This window comes from Candidatus Binatota bacterium (genome assembly GCA_012960245.1).
GTDB lineage: Bacteria > Desulfobacterota > Binatia > UBA1149 > UBA1149 > UBA1149.
Window position 1 is genome coordinate 118,311 of the sequence record DUBO01000050.1, and the last position, 23,692, is coordinate 142,002.

The 23,692-nt window shown below is 63.9% G+C and carries 26 protein-coding genes; 11 read left to right on the forward strand and 15 right to left on the reverse strand.

The genetic code is table 11. The features are described from left to right. Nucleotides 1–100 precede the first annotated feature (100 nt). Nucleotides 101–811 carry a CDP-diacylglycerol O-phosphatidyltransferase gene (locus tag EYQ35_09285; protein HIF64330.1) on the forward strand — a complete coding sequence of 237 codons (711 nt, stop codon included), beginning with the start codon at nucleotides 101–103 and terminating at the stop codon, nucleotides 809–811. 38 nt (nucleotides 812–849) lie between these two features. On the opposite strand, the gene EYQ35_09290 is transcribed toward EYQ35_09285, so the two are convergent. Next, complete coding sequence (locus EYQ35_09290; protein ID HIF64331.1) at nucleotides 850–1,641, reverse strand: DUF374 domain-containing protein; 792 nt, start codon at nucleotides 1,639–1,641, stop codon at nucleotides 850–852. 120 nt (nucleotides 1,642–1,761) lie between these two features. Here EYQ35_09290 and EYQ35_09295 point away from each other — a divergent pair, with 120 nt between their 5' ends. Next, nucleotides 1,762–2,544 (forward strand): SDR family oxidoreductase, encoded by a 783-nt coding sequence (locus tag EYQ35_09295; protein HIF64332.1) that lies wholly within the window; start codon nucleotides 1,762–1,764, stop codon nucleotides 2,542–2,544. A 39-nt stretch (nucleotides 2,545–2,583) separates the two neighbouring features. Here EYQ35_09295 and clpB read toward each other — a convergent pair whose 3' ends face one another. Together clpB and EYQ35_09305 are read right to left on the reverse strand one after the other, a co-directional pair. Next, the gene (gene clpB, locus EYQ35_09300) at nucleotides 2,584–5,214 is read right to left on the reverse strand and encodes an ATP-dependent chaperone ClpB (GenBank protein ID HIF64333.1); all 2,631 of its coding nucleotides are present in this window, start codon (nucleotides 5,212–5,214) and stop codon (nucleotides 2,584–2,586) included. Nucleotides 5,215–5,342: 128 nt separating this feature from the next. Next, nucleotides 5,343–6,296 carry a rhomboid family intramembrane serine protease gene (locus EYQ35_09305; GenBank protein HIF64334.1) on the reverse strand — a complete coding sequence of 318 codons (954 nt, stop codon included), beginning with the start codon at nucleotides 6,294–6,296 and terminating at the stop codon, nucleotides 5,343–5,345. Here EYQ35_09305 and EYQ35_09310 point away from each other — a divergent pair. Genes EYQ35_09310 through EYQ35_09320 form a run of 3 tightly spaced genes read left to right on the forward strand, consistent with a single transcriptional unit; the run spans nucleotide 6,064 to nucleotide 7,335 of the window. Next, nucleotides 6,064–6,414, forward strand: a complete 351-nt coding sequence (locus EYQ35_09310; GenBank protein HIF64335.1) for a hypothetical protein — start codon at nucleotides 6,064–6,066, stop codon at nucleotides 6,412–6,414. The genes EYQ35_09305 and EYQ35_09310 overlap by 233 nt on opposite strands. Further along, complete coding sequence (locus EYQ35_09315) at nucleotides 6,368–6,721, forward strand: hypothetical protein (GenBank protein HIF64336.1); 354 nt, start codon at nucleotides 6,368–6,370, stop codon at nucleotides 6,719–6,721. Before EYQ35_09310 ends, EYQ35_09315 begins: the two co-directional genes overlap by 47 nt. Then, nucleotides 6,604–7,335 (forward strand): riboflavin synthase, encoded by a 732-nt coding sequence (locus EYQ35_09320; GenBank protein ID HIF64337.1) that lies wholly within the window; start codon nucleotides 6,604–6,606, stop codon nucleotides 7,333–7,335. Before EYQ35_09315 ends, EYQ35_09320 begins: the two co-directional genes overlap by 118 nt. 268 nt (nucleotides 7,336–7,603) lie before the next feature. On the opposite strand, the gene EYQ35_09325 is transcribed toward EYQ35_09320, so the two are convergent. The 9 genes from EYQ35_09325 to EYQ35_09365 form a co-directional block, all read right to left on the reverse strand. Further along, a complete protein-coding gene (locus tag EYQ35_09325) occupies nucleotides 7,604–8,572 on the reverse strand; it encodes a hypothetical protein (GenBank protein ID HIF64338.1) in 969 nt (322 codons plus the stop codon). 3 nt (nucleotides 8,573–8,575) lie between these two features. After that, the gene (locus EYQ35_09330; protein HIF64339.1) at nucleotides 8,576–9,346 is read right to left on the reverse strand and encodes a class I SAM-dependent methyltransferase; all 771 of its coding nucleotides are present in this window, start codon (nucleotides 9,344–9,346) and stop codon (nucleotides 8,576–8,578) included. Beyond that, a complete protein-coding gene (locus EYQ35_09335) occupies nucleotides 9,339–10,484 on the reverse strand; it encodes a cyclic nucleotide-binding domain-containing protein (protein ID HIF64340.1) in 1,146 nt (381 codons plus the stop codon). The genes EYQ35_09330 and EYQ35_09335 overlap by 8 nt, the downstream gene beginning before the upstream one ends. Nucleotides 10,485–10,651: 167 nt before the next feature. Further along, nucleotides 10,652–11,956 (reverse strand): AarF/ABC1/UbiB kinase family protein, encoded by a 1,305-nt coding sequence (locus EYQ35_09340; protein ID HIF64341.1) that lies wholly within the window; start codon nucleotides 11,954–11,956, stop codon nucleotides 10,652–10,654. Continuing rightward, complete coding sequence (locus EYQ35_09345; protein ID HIF64342.1) at nucleotides 11,953–12,096, reverse strand: CcmD family protein; 144 nt, start codon at nucleotides 12,094–12,096, stop codon at nucleotides 11,953–11,955. The genes EYQ35_09340 and EYQ35_09345 overlap by 4 nt, the downstream gene beginning before the upstream one ends. Beyond that, on the reverse strand, nucleotides 12,093–12,818 hold the full coding sequence (locus EYQ35_09350; protein HIF64343.1) for a cytochrome C assembly protein: 726 nt from the start codon (nucleotides 12,816–12,818) through the stop codon (nucleotides 12,093–12,095). Before EYQ35_09350 ends, EYQ35_09345 begins: the two co-directional genes overlap by 4 nt. A gap of 45 nt (nucleotides 12,819–12,863) precedes the next feature. Next, nucleotides 12,864–13,523, reverse strand: coding sequence for a hypothetical protein (locus EYQ35_09355; protein ID HIF64344.1), 660 nt, complete (start codon nucleotides 13,521–13,523; stop codon nucleotides 12,864–12,866). Then, the gene (gene ccmA / locus EYQ35_09360; protein HIF64345.1) at nucleotides 13,517–14,299 is read right to left on the reverse strand and encodes a heme ABC exporter ATP-binding protein CcmA; all 783 of its coding nucleotides are present in this window, start codon (nucleotides 14,297–14,299) and stop codon (nucleotides 13,517–13,519) included. Before ccmA ends, EYQ35_09355 begins: the two co-directional genes overlap by 7 nt. Then, a complete protein-coding gene (locus tag EYQ35_09365; GenBank protein ID HIF64346.1) occupies nucleotides 14,256–15,488 on the reverse strand; it encodes a hypothetical protein in 1,233 nt (410 codons plus the stop codon). The genes ccmA and EYQ35_09365 overlap by 44 nt, the downstream gene beginning before the upstream one ends. A gap of 98 nt (nucleotides 15,489–15,586) precedes the next feature. Here EYQ35_09365 and EYQ35_09370 point away from each other — a divergent pair, with 98 nt between their 5' ends. The 3 genes from EYQ35_09370 to EYQ35_09380 all read left to right on the forward strand — a co-directional run bounded on the left by EYQ35_09370 (nucleotide 15,587) and on the right by EYQ35_09380 (nucleotide 18,743). After that, nucleotides 15,587–16,609 (forward strand): prenyltransferase, encoded by a 1,023-nt coding sequence (locus EYQ35_09370; protein ID HIF64347.1) that lies wholly within the window; start codon nucleotides 15,587–15,589, stop codon nucleotides 16,607–16,609. A gap of 168 nt (nucleotides 16,610–16,777) precedes the next feature. After that, a complete protein-coding gene (locus tag EYQ35_09375; GenBank protein HIF64348.1) occupies nucleotides 16,778–17,962 on the forward strand; it encodes a thiolase family protein in 1,185 nt (394 codons plus the stop codon). A 130-nt stretch (nucleotides 17,963–18,092) separates the two neighbouring features. Continuing rightward, nucleotides 18,093–18,743: a hypothetical protein gene (locus EYQ35_09380; protein HIF64349.1), complete on the forward strand. Its 651-nt coding sequence runs from the start codon at nucleotides 18,093–18,095 to the stop codon at nucleotides 18,741–18,743. An 8-nt stretch (nucleotides 18,744–18,751) separates the two neighbouring features. On the opposite strand, the gene EYQ35_09385 is transcribed toward EYQ35_09380, so the two are convergent. Next, a complete protein-coding gene (locus EYQ35_09385; protein ID HIF64350.1) occupies nucleotides 18,752–19,408 on the reverse strand; it encodes a methylated-DNA--[protein]-cysteine S-methyltransferase in 657 nt (218 codons plus the stop codon). A gap of 191 nt (nucleotides 19,409–19,599) precedes the next feature. Here EYQ35_09385 and EYQ35_09390 point away from each other — a divergent pair, with 191 nt between their 5' ends. Then, nucleotides 19,600–20,112 (forward strand): hypothetical protein, encoded by a 513-nt coding sequence (locus EYQ35_09390; GenBank protein ID HIF64351.1) that lies wholly within the window; start codon nucleotides 19,600–19,602, stop codon nucleotides 20,110–20,112. On the opposite strand, the gene EYQ35_09395 is transcribed toward EYQ35_09390, so the two are convergent. Both EYQ35_09395 and EYQ35_09400 read right to left on the reverse strand, forming a co-directional pair. Continuing rightward, on the reverse strand, nucleotides 20,101–20,559 hold the full coding sequence (locus EYQ35_09395) for a hypothetical protein (protein HIF64352.1): 459 nt from the start codon (nucleotides 20,557–20,559) through the stop codon (nucleotides 20,101–20,103). The two genes, EYQ35_09390 and EYQ35_09395, sit on opposite strands and share 12 nt — an antisense overlap. A gap of 94 nt (nucleotides 20,560–20,653) precedes the next feature. After that, entirely contained in the window at nucleotides 20,654–21,223 is a 570-nt protein-coding gene (locus EYQ35_09400; protein ID HIF64353.1) for a hypothetical protein, read from the reverse strand. 157 nt (nucleotides 21,224–21,380) lie between these two features. Between EYQ35_09400 and EYQ35_09405 the strand changes: the two genes are divergently transcribed. Together EYQ35_09405 and glmU are read left to right on the forward strand one after the other, a co-directional pair. Beyond that, a complete protein-coding gene (locus EYQ35_09405; protein HIF64354.1) occupies nucleotides 21,381–22,253 on the forward strand; it encodes a hypothetical protein in 873 nt (290 codons plus the stop codon). Next, complete coding sequence (gene glmU / locus EYQ35_09410) at nucleotides 22,231–23,691, forward strand: UDP-N-acetylglucosamine diphosphorylase/glucosamine-1-phosphate N-acetyltransferase (GenBank protein ID HIF64355.1); 1,461 nt, start codon at nucleotides 22,231–22,233, stop codon at nucleotides 23,689–23,691. The genes EYQ35_09405 and glmU overlap by 23 nt, the downstream gene beginning before the upstream one ends. The last annotated feature ends 1 nt before the right edge of the window (nucleotide 23,692 follow it).

A 23,692-nucleotide genomic window follows, 5' to 3' on the forward strand; every position in this document is an offset into this window, starting at 1 on the left:
CCCGATCCTGCTCGTCACAAAGGTATAGACCAGCGCTGACGCAGTGCACAACCCGGCCGGGATGGTTTGCCAAAGCGCGGTATGGGGCTATACGGAGCCGATGCAGGCTGGTGTTTCGAGTGGGGGGCCCGTGGCCCGGGCGGTGGCCTGGGCGGTTCATTTATACACGGCCTCGGGCGTCGTGCTGGGTTTTCTCGCTTTGCAGGCGGCTTTTGTCGGTGACCACCGCACTTGTTTTATCATGCTTGCCGCCGCCCTGGCCGTAGATTCAACCGATGGCACCCTGGCCCGTGCCGCCAACGTGAAGCACGTGCTGCCCTGGTTCGACGGCGCCATGCTCGACAACCTGGTCGACTATCTCAACTACGTCATCGTACCCGTGGCCGTGTTCATGCAACCGGGCATGCTGCCCGACGAGTTCAGGTTGGTGCCGCTGGCCGTGCTGGCGGCGAGCGCCTACGGGTTTTCGCGGGCCGACGCCAAGGGCGTTGTCGAACACTACTTCCTGGGCTTTCCTTCCTACTGGAACATCATCGCGTTCTACTTCGTGGTGCTTGGCACCGGCCCGATGATGAACCTGCTGGTGTTGGTCACCGCGCTGGTGCTGGTGTTTGTGCCGCTGAGATGGCTGTACCCCAGCCGCAGCGAAATACTGCGCCGGCGCACGCTCGGCCTGGGCGCAGTGTGGGCGGCGATGGCGCTGGTGTTGGTGCTGCGCTTGCCCGAAGTGCAACCCCTGCTCGGGGCGGCGTCGTTGTTCTACCCGCTTTACTACATCGGGGCGTCGTTGGTGTATCACCGGCAGGGCTGAAGCCCGGGCGGCCTGCTCAATAGCTGCGCTGCAGGTTTTCAGCCGTCGCTTTTTTCGCCCGCCGCTTCTTCGACCTGCAGCGTTTGCAGGCTCGGCGTCTGTGGTTGCTCCATTCTCTCAAACGCTCGTGCGTGCAAAGTGTGAAGCGCTTGCTCAACTTCGACCCTGAGCAGTTCGGCGGCATTGTCTTTGTTGCCCGCGGTGAATGGTCCGAGAGTCTCCAGGCTCACCCTGCTGAAGGGCAGCGGCAGGGCAAAGCGGTCCCAGCCCGGCGCGTACCAGCAGCGCCGGCTGCTGCCACACACTGCGTAGACCGGTAGACCGGTGCGCGCAGCCACCACTGCAAAACCCACCTTGCAGGCCCCGGCCGGCCCCTGCGAGCCATCGGGGGTGATGTAGGTGCAGGCGCCGGTGTCGCGGGTTTCTGCGACGGCTTCGAGCAGGTAATCAACAGCCGGACGTCGGCGACTGGCGCGACTGCTCGAGCCACCTCTCAGCGCGCGGTAGCCATAAAGACGACAGAGCCCGGCTATGACATCGCCGATGTCGCCTATGCTCACCAGCGTGTGCATGCGCGAGCCGGCGAAGAAGAATGCCAGGTAGAGTAAGCCCTGGTGCAGGCTCACCACGATGCAATCCTTGCCAGCGGCGGCATCGGCCAGTGCCCGGCGGCCGGCCTTGTCTATGCTCACGCCGCTGGTCAGGCGCACAAAGGCCAGCCAGCCCCTGAGTAGCCACGGCACCACGCGCGCGGCCGCGGCGACGCCGGCTTTTTTGAGACGCCGGGCCGGGCGCAGCTTAGCGGTTGCAGCATGGTCACGTTGGGTCATGACGACTGACTGCCCAGCGCTCGGGGCATTGTCAAAGCAGCAGACTGTCGATGCTGAGCAAGCTCGTCGCTATCTGCCGTTTCTTGACGCAGTCAAGGCAGGCCGTCAGGTTACGCGGCTATGAACAGACTTGATGAAAAGACGGCGATCATAACCGGTGGCGCATCGGGCATAGGGCTGGCAACGGCGCGGGCGTTTACCGAGGCGGGTGCGACGGTGGTGCTGGCCGACGTGCAGGACGGTTCGGAAGTGGCCGCCGAACTGGGCGCGACTTTCATGCGTTGTGATGTCACCGACCCCGAGCAGGTGCAGGCGCTGGTAGACTCAGTGGTAAGCGCGCGGGGCCGCCTCGATCTCTACTTCAATAATGCCGGCGTCGAGATCAACGGTCCGTTGATCGACACCGACCCCGCTGAGCATCGCCGCCTCATGGACGTAAACGTCAACGGCGTGTTTTATGGATTGCGTTCGGCCGTGAGCGCCATGCTCAAGAACCCCGGCCCGGTGCGTGGAGCTATCGTCAACACTGCCTCGGTGGCCGGACTCGTGGGCGTGCCCGGCATGATCAGCTACAACGCGAGCAAGGGAGCGGTGGTACTCATGACGCGTGAGGCGGCGGTGGAGTACGCAGCCGAAGGCATCAGGGTCAACGCAGTCTGCCCGGGCGTCATACGAACCCCGATGGCAGACACGGCGATGGCCGTGCTCGGTGGAGACGGTGAGCTGCTCGAGGAAATAGGCAGGCGTAGCCACCCGCTGGGTCGCGTGGGCGAGCCCGAAGAAGTGGCTTCCGTTGTGAGATTTCTATGCAGCGACGACGCGTCGTTCGTGACCGGCGTCGCCCTGCCTGTGGATGGCGGCATGACGGCCGGCGTTATCTCGCCCGGCCCGCCACCCGAGTAGGGCCGCCTTTCTCGGAGCCGTAGTTGTCTACCGGCCGTTTCAGGCGGCTTCTGCCACTGCTGCGCCGGTGAACGTAAGGCTGTCGCTCGAGGCGTCCACCAGTACGCGGCTGCCCGCCGGGAACTCGCCCACAACCAGGCGCCGAGCCAGCGGTGTTTCGACTTCTCGCCTGATGGCACGCTTGAGCGGACGCGCGCCGTAGGCCGGCTCGTAGCCCGACCGTGCCAGGTGGTCGAGCGCCGCTTCGGTCAGCACCAGTTCGATCTCGCGTGCGGCCAGGCGTTCCGCCAGCTCCCGGGTCTGCAGCTCGACTATCTCCCTGATCTGTTCGCGCTCGAGCGCGTGGAAGATCACGACCTCGTCGAGGCGGTTGAGAAACTCGGGCCTGAACTCCTGCTTGAGTAGCTCGAGCACGGCCTGTTTCATCTGCTCCCACGACCTCCCCTGCTCTTCGAGCGAAACGATCTCGCTGCTGCCCAGGTTCGAGGTCATCAGTATGACCGTATTTGAAAAGTCTACCGTGCGACCCTGGCTGTCGGTCAGGCGCCCGTCGTCGAGCACCTGCAGCAAGGTGTTGAAGACGTCGCGATGGGCCTTCTCGATTTCGTCGAGCAGGATGACGGCGTAGGGCCTGCGGCGCACGGCCTCGGTGAGTTGGCCGCCCTCTTCGTGACCCACGTAGCCGGGGGGCGCCCCGACCAGCCGCGACACGCTGTGTTTTTCCATGTACTCGGACATGTCGAGCCGAATCATCGCGTGCTCGTCATTGAACAGCTCTGCCGCCAGGGCCCGCGCCAGCTCTGTTTTGCCCACGCCCGTTGGTCCGAGGAAGAGGAACGAGCCGTCGGGGCGGCCAGCTTCGGACAGGCCCGAGCGCGCGCGCACGACCGCGTCGGCCACTGCCTGCACGGCCTCGTCCTGGCCTATCACACGCTCGTGCAGGCGCTCGGCCAGGTGCACCAGCTTGTCGGCCTCGCCCTCGAGCAGGCTCGTGACTGGTATGCCGGTCCACCTCGCCACCACCGCGGCGATGTCGTCCTCGGTGACTTCTTCGCGCAGCATGGCGTGACCGTCGTCGGCCTGGGCGTCGGCCTGTTCGAGTTCACGTTCGAGCTCGGCCAGGCGGCCGTACTTGAGTTCGGCAGCGCGGTTGAGGTCGTAGGCCCGCTCGGCCTGCTCGACTTCGACGCGTAGAGAGTCGATCTGTTGCTTGAGCCCGCGCAGTTTCTGCACCTCGGCGCGCTCGACGTCCCACAGCGCTTTCTTTTCTTCGTAGTTGGCGCGCAGGCCGGCGAGTTCCTGCTTGAGCTTCTTTAGCCGCTCGCGCGAGGCCTTGTCTTTTTCGGCCTTGAGCCCTTCGCGCTCTATCTCGAGCTGCATTATGCGGCGGGACTGCTCGTCGAGATCGGCGGGCATGGAGTCCATCTGCGTGCGCAGGCGCGCGGCCGCCTCGTCGACCAGGTCTATGGCCTTGTCGGGCAGGAAGCGGTCGGCGATGTATCGGTCCGACAGCACGGCAGACTTCACCAGTGCCGCGTCGCGTATACGCACGCCGTGGTGAATCTCGTAGCGCTCCTTGAGCCCGCGCAGTATCGACACGGTGTCGGTCACGCTGGGTTGATCGACCTTGACGGGCTGAAAACGGCGTTCCAGGGCCGCGTCTTTTTCGACGTACTTGCGGTACTCGGTGAGCGTGGTCGCGCCTATGCAGTGCAGCTCGCCGCGGGCCAGGGCGGGCTTGAGGAGGTTGCCCGCGTCCATCGAGCCCTCGGCCGCGCCCGCGCCGACCACGGTGTGCAGCTCGTCTATGAACAGCACGACCTGGCCGTCTGACTCCTGCACGGCCGTGAGCACGACCTTGAGCCGTTCTTCGAACTCGCCGCGGTACTTTGCGCCCGCCACCAGCGCGCCCATGTCGAGCGACACCACGCGGCGGTCCTTCAGGCTCTCGGGCACGTCGCCGGCAACGATGCGGCGGGCCAGGCCCTCCACGATCGCGGTCTTGCCCACGCCGGGCTCGCCTATGAGCACGGGGTTGTTCTTGGTGCGTCGCGATAGGACTTCTATCGTTCGGCGTATTTCTTCGTCGCGGCCGATGACGGGATCGAGCTTACCGGCCTCGGCGTCACTCGTCAGGTCGCGCCCGTACTGCTCGAGCGGAGATTTGCCGTCGGGCTGTTCGGTATCCAGGTGGCTGTTTCTGCCAGTCGCTCGCAGCCCGGCCAGCGCCTGCTCGAGAACTTCGACTGTAAGGCCGGTCTCCCCCAGCGCCCGGCCGGCCTCGCCCTTGTCGGCGAGCAGGCCTTCTACGAGGTGTTCGACGCCGAGGTGTTCGACGGCCGAGTGTTCTACGGCGGAGTGGGAGTCATTGCGTCGTTTCGTGGCGCGTTCGGCCGTTCGCATTACGCGGGCAAAACGGGTTCCGGCACGTAGCTCCTGTTCGGGGGAGGCGTTGCCGGGCAGGGCCTCGAGCGAGCGCGTTACGCTGGTTGATAAAGCGGCCGGCTCTCGGCCTACGCCGCGTAGCAGGGTGCTGAGCAGACCGCCTTCCTGCCCGAGTAAGGCCGCCAGGAGGTGCTCAGGCTCAAGGGTTTCGTTGTGGTTGTCCAGCGCCAGTCCCTGCGCTTCGGCTATTGCCAGCCGGGCTTTTTCTGTCATTTGTTTGTCCATCTCTTCTCTCTCGTACCGGCCACGCCAGGTGCGCGCGAGAGCCTTACGGCCCGGCGCAGTGAGCCGGTCTGTAGACAGAAGATAAGCACGAAACGGCCGCGGGCAAGGTCGCCGGAGAGCTTGGCGTTTCAGGCGGACTGGGTTTCGGCGGTGAGGGGACGGTGGAATCCCCTGAGCATGAGCGCGGCGAAGCAGCCGAAGGAAAAGCCGCCCAGGTGGGCCCACCAGGCCGTTGCCAGGTCTGCCGAGAACACGCCCAGCACCTGCGTGGCCAACCAGGCCACGATGAAGACCATGGCTGGTATCCACACCCGGATGAGCACGAAGGTGAACTGCACGCGCGCCAGCGGAAAGTAAACCAGGTAGGCACCCAGCACGGCGCTCACGGCTCCCGACGCGCCCACCATGGGCACGCTGGAGTAGGGGTCGGCCAGCACGTGCATGATGCCGGCTGACAGCGCGCCCGACAGGTACAGCAGCACGAACAAGAAGCTTCCCAGCCGTTGCTCCACGCGGTGGCCGAACACGAAAAGGTAGAGCTGGTTGCTTGCCAGGTGAAAGAATCCGCCGTGCAGAAAGGCTGCGGTGATGGTGCTCAACAGCACAGCGGGAGACGCCGAGGCTTCCAGGCGATAGGGAAACATTGCCCAGGTGGCGAGCAGCTCTTCGGGCTTGGAGGAAACGACAAGAAAATAAAAAGCCGTGCAGTTACCAGCTATGAGCAGCCAGGTGGCGGGCGCAAATCGGTAAGGTCCCAGCGTGTCGCGTATGGGGTACATGGCTTCACTGTGGGCCACGCTGCAGGCGAGGCCCAGTCTAAAAGAATAAGCCCCGTGGGGGCGCTCCACAATGGGCTTGGCCGTTTTCGTTACACGGCGGGGGGTAATGGCGCCGCCGTGGGCTGGAACCGTAGGCCCAGCCTGCCTACAATGCGCCGCTGGAAGTACGCCCGCGTTGAAAAGAAAAGCACTGAGATGGTTTCGCCTGACGGCGGGCAGCGCCCTGCTGCTGTTGGGATTCGTGGGTGGGTTTATTCCCGTGCTGCAGGGCTGGGTGTTCGTGCTGGCGGGTCTTGGGCTCATGGCCCCGGAGAGTCGGCGGGCCCGGCGGGCGCTGGACTGGGCCCGGGCACGTGTTAAGCGAGACAAGGCCGATGTTTCATCGACGGCCGCGAGCAGGGAGAAGACGACGGATGAGTAGCAAGGACAAGTTTGGCGACAAGCTCAAGGACAAGGAAAAAGCCGAAGAGGACAGGTACTTCGCGCAAAAGGACCGCGAACGGCTCGACGCCATACGCGAGGCCGACCAGCCGCCGGCTCCAAAGGGACTGTGCCCGCGCTGCGGGGTGGCACTGGCCGAGCGCGACCACAGCGGCGTTGCCATTGACGAGTGCGCCGATTGCGGCGGCATCTGGCTGGACAAGGGCGAGCTCGAGTCTATCGAGGAGCGCGACGGCGAGGGCTGGATGAGCCGCTGGGTGCGCAGCCTGCTCGAAGGCCGCGGCTGAAGCAGCCAACCCACACCGTGTTTACCGGCATCATCGAAGACCTGGCCAGCGTGGCCTCAGTATCGCCGCTGGAGCAGGGCTGCCGACTGGAGATAACTACCGCGCTGCCCACTGCTGAGCTGGTTATGGGCGAGAGCATCACCCTGAACGGAGCCTGCATGACGGTGGTGGTCATTGGCGACACCGGCTTCAGTGTAGACGTTTCATCGGAGTCGCTCAGGTGTACGACGCTTGGTGACCTGGGCGAGGGTGCGCCGGTTAACCTCGAGCGCTCGCTGCGCATGGGTGATCGCCTGGGTGGCCATGTCGTGACCGGTCACGTCGACGGTGTTGGCCGCGTGCGCACCGTGCGCGAAGAAGGCGAATCGTCGGTGTACACCTTCGAGACTTCCCCCGAACTGCTGGTACGGCTGGTCGAGAAAGGCTCGGTGGCTGTCGACGGTGTGAGCCTGACCTGCTACGCGCTCACCGACGACAGCTTCGACGTGGCGCTCATTCCCCACACGATGACCGTCACCACGCTGGGGCAGCGGGCAGCGGGCGACGCCGTTAACCTCGAGCTCGACGTGCTGGGCAAGTACGTGGAGAGGTTGCTCGAGGGGCGGGTTGGCTGACCCTCCAGTAACGTAGCCCGCCGCGAAGAAATCGTGCCTGCAGGTAAAAACTCCTGGCCCGCCCTTCCTCCAAGTACTCGGGCCGCGGCAAGGGCGTATCACTCCAGGCCGGCCAGGAAGGGCACCATGGCCTTTACCGGGTCTACCTGTGAGTCGAGCTGTTTGCCCAGGCCGCTGAGCAGACCCATCACGCGCAGCACCAGCCGCGACTTCACAACACGCCCCTCGGTGGAACCTGGCTCGGGATACAGCCGCCCGCTTTGTTTTCCTATCCGTGTGCGTCGGGGCTCCGGACCCACTGCCGCAGTAACCATCTGGGATGATCGGGATCTTCCGTGTAGGCGTCCCGGTCGTGGGCGACGACGCGATTTGCTATCCAGAGCATGTCGCCAGCGGAGAGGTCAAGGCGGAACATGTGCTCCTCGCGGGAGAGTTCTTCGTCCAGGGAGTCCATTGCCTTCCTCTCTTCTTCCAGGATAGGCACGCCGGTAATGCGGTGACCGGTTTCGATCCAGTAGCGCATGTAACGCAGGGTCAGTCCCTCTTCGTGTTGAAAGATCGGGAACCGGTTGTCGGCGATGCTGGCGGGGGCTCGGTCGGCTCCAGGAGTTACGATGTCGCGAATGAAGTCCCGGTAGAGAACCTCCAGGGCGCTTGGGTTGAGACGGCGCAAGGCCTCGTGGGCCTGGGTTGCGCTGGCGATCCTCGACCCGCCGCCGCTTCGAGCCGGCCTCTGGCAGAGCAGTCCGACATAGTCCGGGACGTTGCCCAGACGGGAACTGTCGGTGTGCATCCCGGTGGATTCGCGCGTCTGCGATACCGGGATCGCGGTTTTCTTGTAGCTCTCGCCCTGATCGACCACGTCGTATAGCGGCCCGTAGGTCTCGATGACTTCTCCCATGGCCGCACCGAGGGCGAGGTACAGTAGCGAGGCGGTAGTCGGATCTCCTTCCACGGGAATTCCCGTTACCCAGGCAACCCCTGAGCGGGTGTCCAGTTGCTCGCGGATCGCGACGGCCAGGGCGGTTGTTTCGGGAAGATCGATGACCCCGTGTCGGTAGCTCGCGATGGCATCGTGTTGCTCGGCTGCCCATTCGGCCAGTCTTGTGCGCTCGCGAAGCAGCGATCCCGGAGCGCCGAGTTTCCAGCCGGAATCGCGAAGCAGGGTATCCACGTCAAAGCGGCGTTCGTCGAGCGGCTCGGGTGCTACCGGGTAGCTCTTTCTATCGACCCGCACCGGCTACTCCTGTTTCTCGACCGAAAAAAGCAGGTGGAGCGGCTGGTCGAGAAGGGGCTCGAAGAAGTCGCGATCCAGGTTGACGTGTTCCGGCTGAACCCTCAGTTCCATGACTTTCGGCATGCCGGTCCACCCGGCATTCCCAAGCGCTTCGAAGTAGACCTCCAGCGGCTTGTGTACGCAACGCACTGGAACAGCCACTCCATCCCTCCGCCAGATCGACCCTTCGAGGGTCTTATCCCTTGCACTGAAGTAGCCGGTGCCGTCCCGACGAAAGAAGAACGGGGGCTCCTCGCCGCGCATGAACGGCAGGCTCGGATGGGGAACGGTGAACACGAAACGACCACCGGGCGCGAGCCAGGAGCGAACGCTGCGGATCACCTCGGTCATTACGTCGCTTGTCACGTAGTTGAAGAGAAAAACGGCGGCGATGCGGTCAAAGGCCGCTTCGGAGAGATCCTGCAGATCCGCAGCATCTCCCTGTCGATATTCGATGCCCTGCGGATTCCTCTTCTCTTCGGCGCGAGCCTCATCGATCATTCCTTCGGACAGATCGATTCCGAGAACAGACGCGGCACCCGCCGCCTTGATCTGCCGTGCAACGAAGCCTTCACCGCACCCCAGGTCGAGAACGCGTTGATCCGAGAGTGGCTCAAGTTGCTCCAGCACGTATGGGCGCGCCGTGAAGTCACTGAGCAACAACTTCTCGTTGCGCGCCCATTTGGGCGAAGCGCTGTCGTAGATTTCCCGCGTGGAGCGGGGACCGTCAGTCATCTGCGTACGCCTCCGGGTTCAGCGCGCGCTCGTGGAGCCAACTCCAGAAATCAGCACGCAAGGAGAGGGCCTTGTGCATTCCGCGTGCGAGGTCGAATCGACCTTCAGGCGTCACCGCAAGATCGATGGCGATTCTCGCGAGGGCGGCCTGGTGGTGGTCGTCGACGGCCGTGTGGAGAGGGAAGAACACGGCGTCCCTTGCACCGATATCGCCTACGGATTCGATGGCCCTGACGAAGGGAACGTAGATCTGCCGGACGATGTTCTCGGTGCCCAGGCCGAGGGCGCCCACGGCTTCAGCGGACGAACCATAGCTGAGAGCGTTGAGAAACATGTCGCGCCAACAAACTACCTCGATATGCTCCTCCCCGGCTGATTTTTCGTTCATTCCCAGTGCTTCCCGAAAGCGCTGGAACAGCAACGGGTGAGGAACGCCGACGACCCACTCCGCTTCGATCCCGATTTCCGTGAGCAGGGCCAGGCCCTCATCGTCGTACTGTCCTGACTCTTCGGTCAGGTTCTCCAGCAGAGCCTCGCGATGTTCGGTTTTTTCCAGCCGAGAAATGAGCGCGGTGAGGTAGCGGGGGAAGTGCGAGGAGTAGCCGTTATAGTGCCTTGCGAAATCTGTCAGAGCCCAACTCATGTCTGGAAGGTTGCCGGCGGCCAGGTCGGAGAGGTAGGGGTGCCGAAGCGCACGGTGGGACGTCGCCGAGGCTGCGAGTTCTTCGACGAACGCACGAGGCTCGATCTCGCTGCCCTTTTCGCCAACCCGCAGGCGCGACTGCTGCAGCGCGGTGAGAGCTTCGAGGATTACGGTGATATCGCGGGGCTGTTCGCACAGTGCCCGAAACAATTCCTGCCGCTCGATGCGCCTCGCCTTTACCGGTCCTACCGCCGAAGCCGTGGCCGTCCGCGGCCGGTTGTCCAGGAAGGCCATCTCCCCGAGAAGGTCTCCTGTTTTCAGCATGGTCGGAGCCGGATCGGTGTCGACGGAAACTTCTCCCGAAAGAATGTGGAACAGGTGTGTGTCGCAATCGCCGAACTGGATCATGCAATCGCGGTCACCAAAATCCTGGACTTCACCGATCTTCAGAATAACGTCCAGCAAGGCCGGCGAAAAGCCGTGTGTCCAGTTCATGATGGTCTTAGATATCGAATCTGCTGCCCAATGGGAAGTTCGAGTTATGGAGCCTGCCGCGAGGGAGTTCTGGTTGCAGGTATAAACTTGGTTCGCCTTTCCACCAGATACGCCGGCTGACACGGCGCTGCCCCGACACGGCTTCGGGTCGCGTAGTCAGGGACGTATCACTCCAGGCCGACCAGGAAGGGCACCATGGCCTTTACCGGGTCTACCTGTGAGTCGAGCTGTTTGCCCAGGCCGCTGAGCAGACCCATCACGCGCAGCACCAGCAGCAGGTCGGAACCTGCCTTTACTATGGGATTGCCCCTCAGGGCGTGCCACAGCTCGTCGTTGATGCGCTCCACCATTGCCGGGTCGGCGTAGGCGCGGCCGCTCGCGAGAGCCTGCCCCAGCATAAGTTCGGCTATTGTGGCGAAGACCTCGTCGTCCTGGTCGCGGGTCTCAAAGCCCAGCTCGCGAAAAGCGCTGGCCACGCGCGCGGGGTCGTCGGCCACGACGGCGGCTGCGAGGCGGGCTGCCGACTTGCGTTTTTCGGGTGTGAACTCGCGCGCCAGCCCGAGGTCGAGCAACACCAGCACCGGGCCGGGTCTCACCAGGAGGTTGCCCGGGTGAGGGTCGGCGTGAAAAAACCCGTGCTTGAGTATCTGCACGAGGTAGCAGCGCACCAGTCGCTCGGCTACTTCGTGTGGGTCTATGCCCAGCCGTTTCAGCGCCGCCAGGTCGGTGGGCTTGACCCCTTCCATGAAGTGCATGGTCAGCACCGTTCGGCAGGTGAGCTCCTCGATGGGTTCGGGAAACTCCACGCCGGGGTCGTCGGCAAAGTTGTCACGAAACTTTCGTGCGTTGGCCGCTTCGTTGACGAAGTCGAGTTCGAGCGGCACGTAGGTGGCGATTTCCGAGAGCAGCACGCGCAGGTCAAAGCTGCGCTCTATTCGCGCCAGCAAGCGCACGAAGAACCCGAAATTGGCTATGTCTGTGGCGATCACCCGGTCTATGCCGGGGTACTGTACCTTGACGGCCACCGGGGTGCCGTCATGCAGGGTGGCGCGGTACACCTGTGCCAGCGACGCGGCGGCAATGGGCTGCGTGTCGAAGCTGGAGTAGGCCTGCTCGAGCGTCTTGCCGAGCTGCTGCTCCAGCCAGGGTTTCATTTCGGTGAAGGGCCTGGGCGGTACGCGGTCGTGAAGCTCGGACAGTATTTCTATCCAGGCCGGTGGCAGCACGTCGGCGCGGCTGCCGGCAAACTGGCAGGCCTTGATCAGCAGGCCTTCCATCGCCAGCGCGGTGTTGCGCAGGCGCAACGCGCTCGCGTGGTGACAGCCGTCGTACCAGTCGTGGTGGTGGCGTCGGCCGGTCAGCAGGCCCAGCACCTGCCGGCTCTTGTAGCGACAGTAGATGGCCAGCACCATGCTGGCGACGCCCAGGAACCTGCGCGTGCGGGTGAGAAGTGGCAGGGGCGCGCCGGTCAATTACTGTCCGGCAGGGAACGCTCGAGCTCGGCTATCCGTTGTTCCAGTTCGCGGCAACGCAAGCCGACTCTCCAGGCGTAAAGCAGTACCAGTGTCCAAACGACCAGGAAGGCCGCGCCGAGAAATTGCAGGTTGTTCATACGGTTGCCTCTCCCGTGCTTGTATTGCTGCCCGTGGCCATGGCCAGGCGGTCACCACGTTCTTCGAGCAGCGCCACCTGGTCGTCAAGTCGCAGCGAACGCGCACCCAGCGCCCACAGCCACGCGAACATGATCATAAAGGTAAGCGTGCACAGTATCAGCGTGGTGATCATGCGCGGGTCGGAAAGCCCGGAGCCGCCTTCGCTGGTCTTGAGCACGGCCGGGTGGACGGTACGCCACAGGCGCGTGGAGAGCATGATCAGTGGGATGTCCAGCGTGCCCACTATGGCGAGTACCGCCGCAAAGCGAGCCCCCGAGGAGCCACCGTCACGCTCGCCCGAGAACGCGCGCAGGAGCAGGTAGGCAGCAAAGATCAACCACAGCACGAGCATGGTCGTCAGCCGTGAGTCCCAGGTCCACCACACGCCCCAGATCGGCCGCGCCCAGATTGGCCCGGTAATGAGTACGGCGGTGGCAAACAGCATGCCGGTTTCAACCGCGGCGCGGGCGGCGTTGTCCCAGTCGCGGTGGCGTTTCCACAGGTAGGCTGCGCTGGTCACCGATGCCAGGCCGAAGGCCAGGAAGCAGCACCAGGCCGAGGGGACATGGAAATAAAATATGCGCTGCACGGCGCCCTGCACGCGCTCGGTGGGCACCCACCAGAACACGGCACACAGCGAAGCCAGCATACCCAGCGCCACCGGCAGGGGAAGCACGCGCATGAGCAGGGACTCGGTTTTGTAGAGAAAGGGGACGGTAGTCATAACTTAATCAGTGGCCACGTATTCAAAGGCCAGCCAGCCGGCAACCACGAACAGCAGGTCGAAGCCAAGTAACAGTCTGACCCAGCTGTCACCCCAGGGGAAACCGCCGCCGGCCATGATTACGCGGGTGATCTTGACGGAGGCTATGAGCAATGGCACCTCCAACGGCAGCAGCAGTATGGGCAGGGCCAGGTCGCGGCCGCCTCCGCCCACCGTAACCAGGGCGAACAGGGTCCCCACTGCCGCCAGGCCGATGCTGCCAAGCAACAACGCCAGTGCCAGCGGTGCGAGTACGGGCAGCACCGACAGTTCAAAGAACAGCGCGAACACCGGAAGCAGCATGGCTTCGAACAGCAGCAACAGCAGCAGGTTGACGGTGAACTTGGCGAGGTAGACCGAGCCGCGGTCCAGCGGCGAAGCCACTATGGCGTCAATGCAGCCGTTCTCTCGTTCGCCAACGAAGCCGTGGCCGGCGGCGAGTCCGGCCGAGAAAAGTACAGCCACCCACAGTATGCCCGGAGCCAACGCGGCCACGTTGTCTGGCGACAGGTCGAGAGAGAAGTTGAAGGCCAGCAGCATGAGCACGCCCATCACGAAGGAGGAGGCCAACAGCTCACCCCTGCGAAACTGCAACCTCAGATCACGCGTGAGCAGCGTCAGCACGTTTGCGTTCCCCCGTCGGTGGCAGCGCGGCCACCTTGGCTACTGGTCGTGTCACGCCATGCCTGTTCAAGTCGTTCCGGCGCCAGGTCGTTCCCTTGTCCCTGCCAGGCCACGCGTCCGCGCCCGAGCAACACGGCCTGGTCGGCCAGCAGTGACACGCGCGTGAGATCGTGGGTGACCATAAGTATGCTCGTGCCGGCCGTCCGTTGCTCGGCCACCAGGTTTTCGAGTAACTCGACGCCGTCTCGGTCCAGGCCGGTAAACGGTTCGTCGAGAAGAAGCAGTTCGGGGTCGTGCAGCAGGGTGCGCGCGAGCGAAAGGCGCTGCACCATGCCACGCGAAAAACTACGCACGCGCCTCGATGCTGCTCGTGTCATGCCCACCCGTTCGAGTAGCGAGTCAACCGAGCCATCATCGCTGACGCCATAGAGTCGGCAGTAGAACTCCAGGTTTTCACGGGCGCTCAGGTCACCGTACAGCCAGCTCTCATGACCGAGGTAGCCCAGCTTCCGGCGCAGGACGGCCGTTGAGGGCAGTGGGTGCCCGAGCACCGTGGAGCTACCACCGTCGGCGCGTAACAGTCCCGCCAGGAGTCGCAGCAGGGTTGTTTTACCCGATCCATTTGCACCCAGCAGGGCCATGCTCGCCCCGCGCTCGAGCTCCAGGTCAAGACCGCGCAGTACGCCAACGCGGCCGAAGCTGCGCGTGAGTCCGCGGCAGGTAACGGCGGCTTCAGGCAAGGCCCGCGTCTCCGGTTGCCTGCTTGCGGCGGTCAGTAATTATCCACAAGAGGTAGTAAACGTGCGCCGCCACGGCGCAGGCCCACAAGAACAGGTCCGGTCTTCCGGCCACGGTGGTGAGCAGCAGCGCCCAGGCGGTGCCGTTACGGTTGGCGAAGCGGCTGGCGAAACTCGCGGGGCGCACGTGCAGAAAACCTGGCGCGCGGTCGCGATCGCGGGTCCACTGGGCGTGGAAGATTCTCTTCCACGCCAGCCACGCGCTGAGCACTACACCGGCGAAGGCCACCGAGGCCAGCAGCTCGCCGTGTACCCCACTGTCGGCGCGACCAGACAGCGCCCACAGCATGGCCGCCATAACGGCGAGGTCGCCGTAGAAGTCGGCCTTTTCGCCCGACGAGCCATCCTTGATCGCGGCGCGTGCGAGGTCCGACGAGACCCCGTCCAGCACCCGCGAAAGGAAGAAAAGCAGCGCGCCGGCGACACCGGTCAGCCAGGATCCGGCGGTAATCACCCACGCGGCCAGCAACCCGAGAGCGATCTTGGCCGCCGACACGTGCAGCGGCAGCACGCTGGTGGCAGCCAGGCGGCGGGTGATGGGCAAGGTGAGGTAGTTCTGCACCAGGCGCAGCAGCGGCGACTCGCGCTTGACGCCCGCGCGGTTGAAGAGCTTGGTCTCGGCACGGTCCACTGCCACGCTGTCGCTCAGTCGGTGGCGTTCGGTAGCCGGGAGGTCCACCAACATAGAGTTGGCATCAGAGTTGCGGTTTATCAGTTCGCCCGACGGCGTGTTGGCCAGCGCGGGAATTATGCGCTTGAGCGAGGCCACGCTCATGCGCGCGAGCGGCGCTACTTCTCGTGTCCTGTCGTTGAAGCGGGCGAGCGCGGGGCCGGTGGTGCTCTCGATGAAATCCACCACAGCGCCGGGCGACACGTACCAGTCGCCAGCGAGTACCAGCACCTGCCTGTCATCGTCGCCGGCCTCGGTGTTGAAGGCGTTGGACGGCACGCAGCTCACGCGCTGCCCCACCGCGCCGCTGATCTCAGCGCCCAGGGCGCGCATGCTGCCCGGGTAGAGCACCAGCGGCTCGTAACCCAGGCGCTCGGCCACCGCCGCGTGCCTCGCCACCGACGGCATACCGCCTATCGTGGCCACGGCGGTACGGCCCGTGACCAGTAGCACCAGCGGTTCTCGTTCGAGGCAGCCCAGGGGTGGCGGGAGTTCCACGCAACCGAGTCTAGCTACAGCGGCGGCGGGAATCGAATCCGGCCCGGACTGAAGGGCGTGGTCGGCGGCTGTTTGCCTGGGATCCGTTACGCGGCAAGATGCTGTCCGTCATGGCAACAAATTCATTGGTTTCGAACTGGCTCCAGGTACTGCAGACCCAGAATCTCGAAGAAGGCCGCCGCGTGGACCTGTTGTCGCGCTGGTTGCTCATCGTGCGCGCAAGCGTTTTTCCGATGACCTTGTTCTCGGCCTGCGTGGGGGGCTTGCTTGCCGCCCACGGAGGCAACGCCGACTGGGGCCTGTTTGCGCTCGCGACTTTCGGTCTACTCGTGGCCCACGCGGCCAACAACATGATCAACGACTACTTCGACACCGACTCGGGAGTAGACACCGAGGGTTACGTTCGCACGCAGTACGCGCCGCACCCGATCTTCTCTGGCCTCGTATCCAAGCGCGGGTTGATCGCCGCCATAGCGCTGGCCAACATCGTTGACCTGCTCATACTGATTTACTTCGTCGAGCTTCGTGGGCCGATGGTGGCGTGGTTTGCGATGGGCGGGTTGTTCATCAGCGTGTTCTACGTCGCGCCGCCGCTGCGGCTTAAACACCACGGGTTGGGCGAGCCCGGCGTATTCATCGTCTGGGGCCCGCTCATGGTGGGTGGTACCTGCTACGTTGCTACGGGCGCGGCGCCCGCCGATGTCCTGCTGGCCAGCCTGCCCTACGCGCTGCTGGTGACCTCGGTTCTGTTCGGCAAGCATATAGACAAGATAGAGGCCGACTCGGCCAAGGGTATACGCACGCTGCCGGTCATTCTCGGCCCGACCCGGGCGCTGCGATGGGCTAAGGCCATGATGGTGGTGTTTTACCCGGCCACGGGTGCCTTGGTGCTGGCCGGGCTGCTGACGCCATGGGCGCTGCTGGTGTTGGCCGGCCTGCCCATGCTGCGCGAAACCCTGGCGACCTTGAGCGAGCCTCCGCCGGACGAGGCCCCCGAGGGATTTCCGCTGTGGCCCTTGTGGTACGTGGCCTGGGCGTTTCGTCACACCCGACGTGCGGGTGGGCTGTTCGTGCTGGCGCTGGCTCTTGACCTGTTAGTCCCGCTTTCGCTGCCCTTCTGAGCGATCGCCGGGCCCCCTGCTTGCCGTGTTGGCTGAACCGGCGTTCTGGCGTAGTGTCCCGGGGCGATATCGTGTTCCGGGGCAGCTTGTTCCCGGGCAACGAAGTGTAGCCGCGGAGCGGACGCGAGTATTTTCCGCAATCAAGAAAGCACTGGAGTTTTTACCAAGATGAGAGAAGCCGTAATTGTTTCGAGCATGCGCACCGGCATGGCCAAGTCCTACCGTGGCAGTTTTAACGTCACCCGTCCCGATGAGCTTTGCAGCCACGCCCTGGTTTCGGCGCTAGACGCCGTACCCAACGTGGATAAATCCGAGATCGAGGATGTGGTAATAGGTTGCGGTTTTCCCGAGGGGCCGCAGGGAATGAACGTCGCGCGCGTGGCGACCCTGGGAGCTGGTCTACCCGATACGGTGGCCGCCACCACGGTCAACCGCTTCTGTTCTTCGGGCCTGCAGGCCGTGGCGATGGCCGCGCACCAGGTAATTGCCGAGGGCGCCGAGGTGTCCATAGGCGGCGGCGTGGAGAGCATCACCCTGGGCCAGGGACAGGCCAACCAGAACGGTATTTTCAGCGAGAAGATCAATGAAAAATGGCCCGGTGTTTACATGGGCATGGGCGACACGGCCGAGGTAGTGGCTGAGCGCTACAACATCTCGCGCGAAGACCAGGACGCTTTCGCGCTGCGCAGCCAGCAGCGCTACGCGGCGGCGCTTGAGTCGGGCATCATGGCCGAAGAGATCGCTCCCTTGTCGGCCACCTGGGCAAAGAAAAACAAGGAGACCGGCGAGACAGAGATGGTGGAGGTCAACGTTGATCACGACGAGTGTAACCGTCCGACCACCACGCTCGAGGGACTGGCGTCTCTCAAGCCGGTGTTCAAGGAAGACGGCAGCGTGACAGCCGGCAATGCCAGCCAGATGAGCGATGGTGCTTCTGCCACCGTGCTGATGTCTGCCGAGCGAGCCAAGCAACTCGACGTACAGCCGATGGGCGTGTTCCGCGGTTTCGCGGTGGCCGGTTGCCGGCCCGAAGAGATGGGCATAGGCCCGGTCTTCGCGGTGCCCAAGCTCTTGTCGCGACACGGATTGAAGATAGAAGACATCGACATCGTGGAGCTCAACGAGGCGTTCGCTTCGCAGGCGCTCTACTGCATGCGCGAGCTGGGTATCACCGACGAGCAGATCAATCCCAACGGCGGCTCGATCGCCATCGGTCACCCCTACGGCATGACCGGCTCACGCATGGTCGGTCACCTGCTGCGCGAGCTCAAGAGGCAGGGCAAGCGCTACGGCATAGTCACCATGTGCATAGGCGGTGGCCAGGGAATGGCCGGCCTGTTCGAGGCCTGCTAGGGCCTGGCAGTAAGCCGCGCCAGCCACAGCAGCGCTCGTACTGCTGCGAGCAGTTCCTTTAGCGTTTTTCCTTGCATCACCGCTGGGCCGGGGTCTTATCATGGTGTGGGCAGAAAGACCTGGGGCCACGATGAACGATCGCAAGGAAGAAATACGCCGCCTGCTGGGACTTTTCAGGCGCGGCAGTCTGGACGAGGAATTGTTACTCGAACAGTTGGCCGAGATACAGGATAACGGCGAGCAGTCCGATGGCGCGGTCCTCGTCGAGTTGTCGGCTGAAGAGCCAGCGAGCAAAGAGCCAACGAGCAAAGAGACAGTGAGCGAAGACAACGATTCAACCACCCTGCTGGCCGGCAGGCTCGACTCCTGGCGTGCTGCCGAGAGGTCGGGTTCGTTGACACTGGCCGCCTGGGCCGACAACACCGACGACGAGGAGCTTGGCGGCGGTCTCCGTGGCGCCGCTGCGCGGGCGGCTGCCCACGCTGAGCTGTTCGAACGTCGCCTGGCCGACCTCGGTGCCGACGCCGTCGCCGCGGTGCCAGCCTGGATGGAGAAGTACAACGCTGCGCTGCTGGACCCGGTGGCCAGTGACGCCGATCGCCTGGCCGCCGTGGTGGCGGAGTTTCCCGACGTGGAAGACGCGGTGAGGCCGCTGCGCGAGTTTGCCGAGGCTTTGCAGGCTGATCCGCTTACGCAGCAGTTGCTGCTGACAGTGTGCGAAGACCAGGTGGCCACCCTGACGTGGTTTCATCGCGCCAGGCAGGCGCGAAAAGCGCAGTAGCCGGGCGCTCAGTTCTTGGAGTTTAGTTCGGGATATTCGGCCAGGCCCTTTGCCAGTCGCCACCCGGCGTCTCTTTTCGAGAGCAGGGGAAGAAAGCGTTCCTCGTGGCCGAGCAGCCAGCTTTTCAATTCCAAGCCGCCGGCGTAGCCGGTAAGGGTGCCGTCGGCTCCCACCACACGGTGGCAGGGGATGATGATGGGCAGGGGGTTCGCGCCCTGCGCGCGGCCGGTAGCTCGCACTGCCTTGGGGCGGCCCGCGTTCCGCGAAATCTGGCCGTAGGACAGGTAGCCGCCGAAGGGGATCTTTTCAACGGCCTTCCACACTTCCACCTGGAAGTCGGTACCCACCATCATCAGCGGCAGGTCAAAGGCGGCCCGCTTGCCGGCAAAGTACTCGGACAGCTGTTCGGTGGCGCGCCTGAGCACCGGCGTGATGCCACGACTTACCTTGGCCTGCGGGAAGTGCATCGCGAGCCACACGTTCATTCGTATGGACGCGTTGTCTCCAGGCAACTCCATCCGTACCAGGCTGGTGTTGGTAGACCCCAGGTAGATCCTGCCCACGGGGGTGTCTGTGAAGGAGCTGAAGATCCTGTCCACCAGAGCATTTTCTGTCCGCGACCGGACTTTCCGGGGTGTGCGGGGCGTCTTTGTTGTGCGAGGCATGATGCTTGTTTTTAGTACATTTGGGTACTTGAATACAAGGGCTGGAGGTCGTTTGCGAAACATTTTTACCTAGTCGGGGGGCAGCCAGATTCATTGCTGGGACTTGAGCCCCCCCGGTTGGGGAGGCTACAACTGCTATAGTAGGGGCATCAGCTATGAGGACTTAATGTTCGCGTGGCGGGGTGGATTGTATGCAGGAGCAAGCGATTAGCGACGGGCCCAGGCAGGTGGCGGTGGTAGGTTCGGACAGTGTGGCGCTGTTGCTGGCCACCGCGAGCATCCTCGGCGAATGCGCTGCGCGGCATGGTTGGTCGGAGCGGCTGCGCGTGTCGGCCGTCGGGCGCGGTAGTGCGGCGGGCCGCGCGGGGGCTGATGATCTGGCCTTGCTCGCCAGGGCCGGGGTAAAGCCAGGCAGCGATTCCTGCCCGGAAATAGTGGGCCAACAGGGGATTATCTCTGCTGCCGATACGCTGGTGGGATGGTCGAGCCCCGACGCTGATTACCTGCTCGAGCTCGACGAAAGCATTGGCAAGCCGGTGCTGTGCCTGCAGGAATTGTTGGGCGCAGAGGGTTCCTGCGACGGTGAGTTGCCCCTCGAAGAGCTCGTTGAGAACATGCGCGAGTTGATGCCGGTGCTGTTGCGCCAGATCATCGCCGGCAGCAGTGAGCTAGACGACGACATCTGCTTCACGTCAGACTTCTAATAATGTAAATTTGAATTTCTCGCGCAGGTCGTCGAGAAACCTGTTTTGCTTCACGAGACGGAATACTGAGCGTTTTCTTTGTTCAATTACAACGCAATCGGGGGTCAAGCTGGTGATCACCGCTGCGGTTTCCGCCACGGCGTCGCCGCGCCTGAACTCCAGGCGGCAGGCCAGCCCCTTTTCCTGGAATTCCCCCACCAGCTGTTGGGACTGATCGACCAGTAATTTTTCCTGCCTTTCGTGCAGGGTGTCGGCCAGGTCACCGGACGGGCGCGAGCCGATCTGCCCGGCCTCACACACGCGGCTGACGATATCCGAGACCCTCTCGGGGTCGGACACGGCGAGCAGCACGAGTTCGGTTCCCGCCTTTGAAGCCCGGTTGGCTGCCGCTTCGACGAGCTCCCCGTCAGCGCCAGCCGGTCCAAGTATGAGCAGGACGGTGTCCACCCTCGAACTGTATACCCGTGGGCCTCGGCAGTCTATGTCGGCAGCGGCCCACGCTCGGAGCAACGCGGGAGCGGGCTTATCGACTGGCTACGGCTCAGCGCCTGAACAGCACGGGGGTGCCGGTTTCGACCAACTCGTGGAGTTCGGTAATGTCACTGTTGCTGAGCGCCACGCAGCCCCTGGTCCAATCCGTGTCGCCATCGTGAGCGCTATCGCTTCCGTGCAGTCCCAGGCCCGAACCTATGGCCAATGCCTTGCCGCCCAGGATCGGGACCCGCTCTTCTTCGAGCAGTCGTTTATAGCGTTTATGGTCGCCCCGGTTTGGGTAGTCGATGGCGAGAAAATAGGCCCAGCGGTAGTGGGGTTTTTTAGAAGAGATTCGGTACAGCCCTTCGGGAGTTCGCATGTCGCCCTGGAAGCGCTTGGCACCGCTGGGTCGCCGGCCCAGGTTGACCGGGTAACGGCGGTAGAGCTCACCTTTGCGGTAAACCGACAGCTGGCGCGAAGACTTATCGAGCAGCAGGGCTACCGATTCGTTGGCGAGCCCCGCTGGCAGCGCCGTGCTGTCACCGCCGCTCAGGGTGGCGCGCGGGTTGCCCGCACAGGCCGCGAGCATCAGCGGCAGCAACAGGGTGGCAATTACCCGTAGCCCTGCCGCCACCATATCGGGGCTGTGCCGCGTGGGGGTATAATGTTCGGGGCCACAAGCTTGGGCCCTGTTCAGTAGAGGTTGTAGTGGTTTCACGTCCCCCTATTTTCTGGGATGGTAATGTAAGGTTCAACAGCCCTGGGTCGATTGTTGCGACAAATATAGAAGCGAAGTGATCTCAATCAGGCAAAAATTCTCGCCCCGCAGGCTTTATGCTCGGATTCTACGGCTGTCGGCCCTGGGGTTGCTGCTGGTCTTGTCGGCGGGCGCGGGCCTGGTAGCAGCCGGATCGGCAGCCACGCAGCAGTGGGAGCTGGCCCGCTTGCGCGAGCCTTCGGGCCTGGTGCTGCACCCGGGGCGCAACACGCTTTTCGTGGTGGGCGACGAGGGGGACGTGGCCGAAGTGGGTCTCGACGGAGAACTGCTTCGCATCTCGGTGCTCGGTGGCGACCTCGAAGGTGTGACCTGCGATCCCTCGAGCGGACTGGTCTACGTGCTGCGCGAGGGACCCGACGAGATCGTCGAGATAGATCCCGACACCTTCAAAGCCCTCAGGCGCTTTCGTCTTGACCGGGGCTGGGCGGGCGACCGCGAGTACATCAAGCCCGGCGGCGATGGGCTTGAAGGACTTACTTTTGTCGCCTCGTCCGAGCAGGCCGAGGGAGGCAGCTTCTTTGCAGTCAACCAGAACGACCCCCCCGCCCTGCTCGAGCTGCTGCTGCCCCTGCGTAGTGGACGGGGCGACGCTGCTGCTCGCATAGTGGCTGCCCACGAACTGGGCCCGGCCGCACTTTCGGCGGTCGTGTGGCTGCCTGGGCGCGAGCTTTTTCTCATAACGAGCGCGCTTTCGGGGCGCGTGGCGCTGGTCGGCCGTGACGGTTCGGCCCACGGAACGTTCAGGATTCCGGGTTTTCTGCCCGAAGGGCTGGCCCTGCTGCCCGGGGGTGTATTCATTATCGCGCAGGACACCGGGGGATTGATACAATGGAAACCCGGTGAGGATCCCCTGCCGGGGCTGCTGGATGGCAAAAGACATGGCGACTGACAAAACTGGAAAAACAAAAGGCCGTGCGCGGCGACCCCTCGCGGTGGTCGTACTGGCCGCTGGTGAGGGCAAGCGCATGCGCTCAGACCTGCCCAAGGTGCTGCACGAGGTGGCCGGTCGGGCGATGATCGACCACGTGCTCGGGTCGGCGCGGGCGCTTAAGCCCGAGCGCCTCGTGGTGGTGGTGGGTGATGGTGCCGAGGCCGTGCGCTCTCGCGTGGGTGACGATGACGGCGGTGATCTGCGCTGCGTGTTGCAGGCCGAGCAGCTCGGAACCGGCCACGCGGTGTTGCAGGCAAGATCGGCTCTACGCGGCTTTGATGGCGACGTGCTCGTACTGTGCGGCGACGTTCCCCTGCTGACGACATCAACCCTGCGCTCGCTGCTCAAGCAGCATGGCCGCAACGCTGCCCTGGCCACGGTGCTTGGCATGGCGGTAGACGACCCCTCTGGCTACGGGCGCATTATAAGAGAAATGGACGGCCGACTGTCGGTTGTCGAACACCGCGACGCCACAGCTGCTCAGCGCGAGGTCTTCGAGGTCAACAGTGGCACCTGGTGTTTCGATGCCCGCTTCATGCTCAAGGCCCTGGCCGGGCTTGGCAGGGACAACGCCCAGGGCGAGTATTATCTTACCGACCTGTTGGCCATGGCCTCGGCCAGGGACAGCGCCGCTGCCTGGGTGATGGACGACGACAGCGAGGGGCTGGGAGTAAACTCCCGGCATGACCTGGCGCAGGCAGAGATGCTGATGCAGGAACGACTGATAGCCGGCTGGATGGACAAGGGCGTGAGCTTTCTCGATCCGGCTACGGTGACTCTTTCCTGCGACGCGCGCCTGGGCCGCGACACCGTGGTGGGGCCCGGCGCTCGCATCTGGGGCAACACGCGTATCGGCCGCAACTGCGTGCTCGATGGCAACTGTTTTCTCAATGACAGCCAGGTCGGCGACCGTGTGCACCTGCGCTGGGGCGTAGTGGCCACCGAGGCCAGCGTAGGTAAGGGGTCACTGCTGGGACCCTACGCGCATCTGCGACCCGAAGCCCGCTTGGACGAGGAAGTTCATGTGGGGAATTTTGTTGAGATCAAGAAGAGCCGGCTCGGCCGTGGCTCGAAGGCCAATCACCTCAGTTACATCGGTGATGCGCAGCTTGGCAGGGACGTGAACGTGGGCGCCGGGACCATCACTTGCAACTACGACGGCTACCAGAAGTACCCGACCATCATAGGAGACCGGGTGCAGATAGGCAGCGACACCCAGTTGGTGGCGCCGGTACGGCTGGGCAACGACAGCTACGTTGCTGCAGGCTCGACGGTGTCGAGCGACGTGGAAGACGGAGCGCTGGTGTTCAACGACAAGCCGCAGCGGGTGCGCAAGGGCTGGGTCGCGGGTTTTCGCCGCCGCATGAAGCGATTAAAGAAGGGAGGCGCTTCCTGAC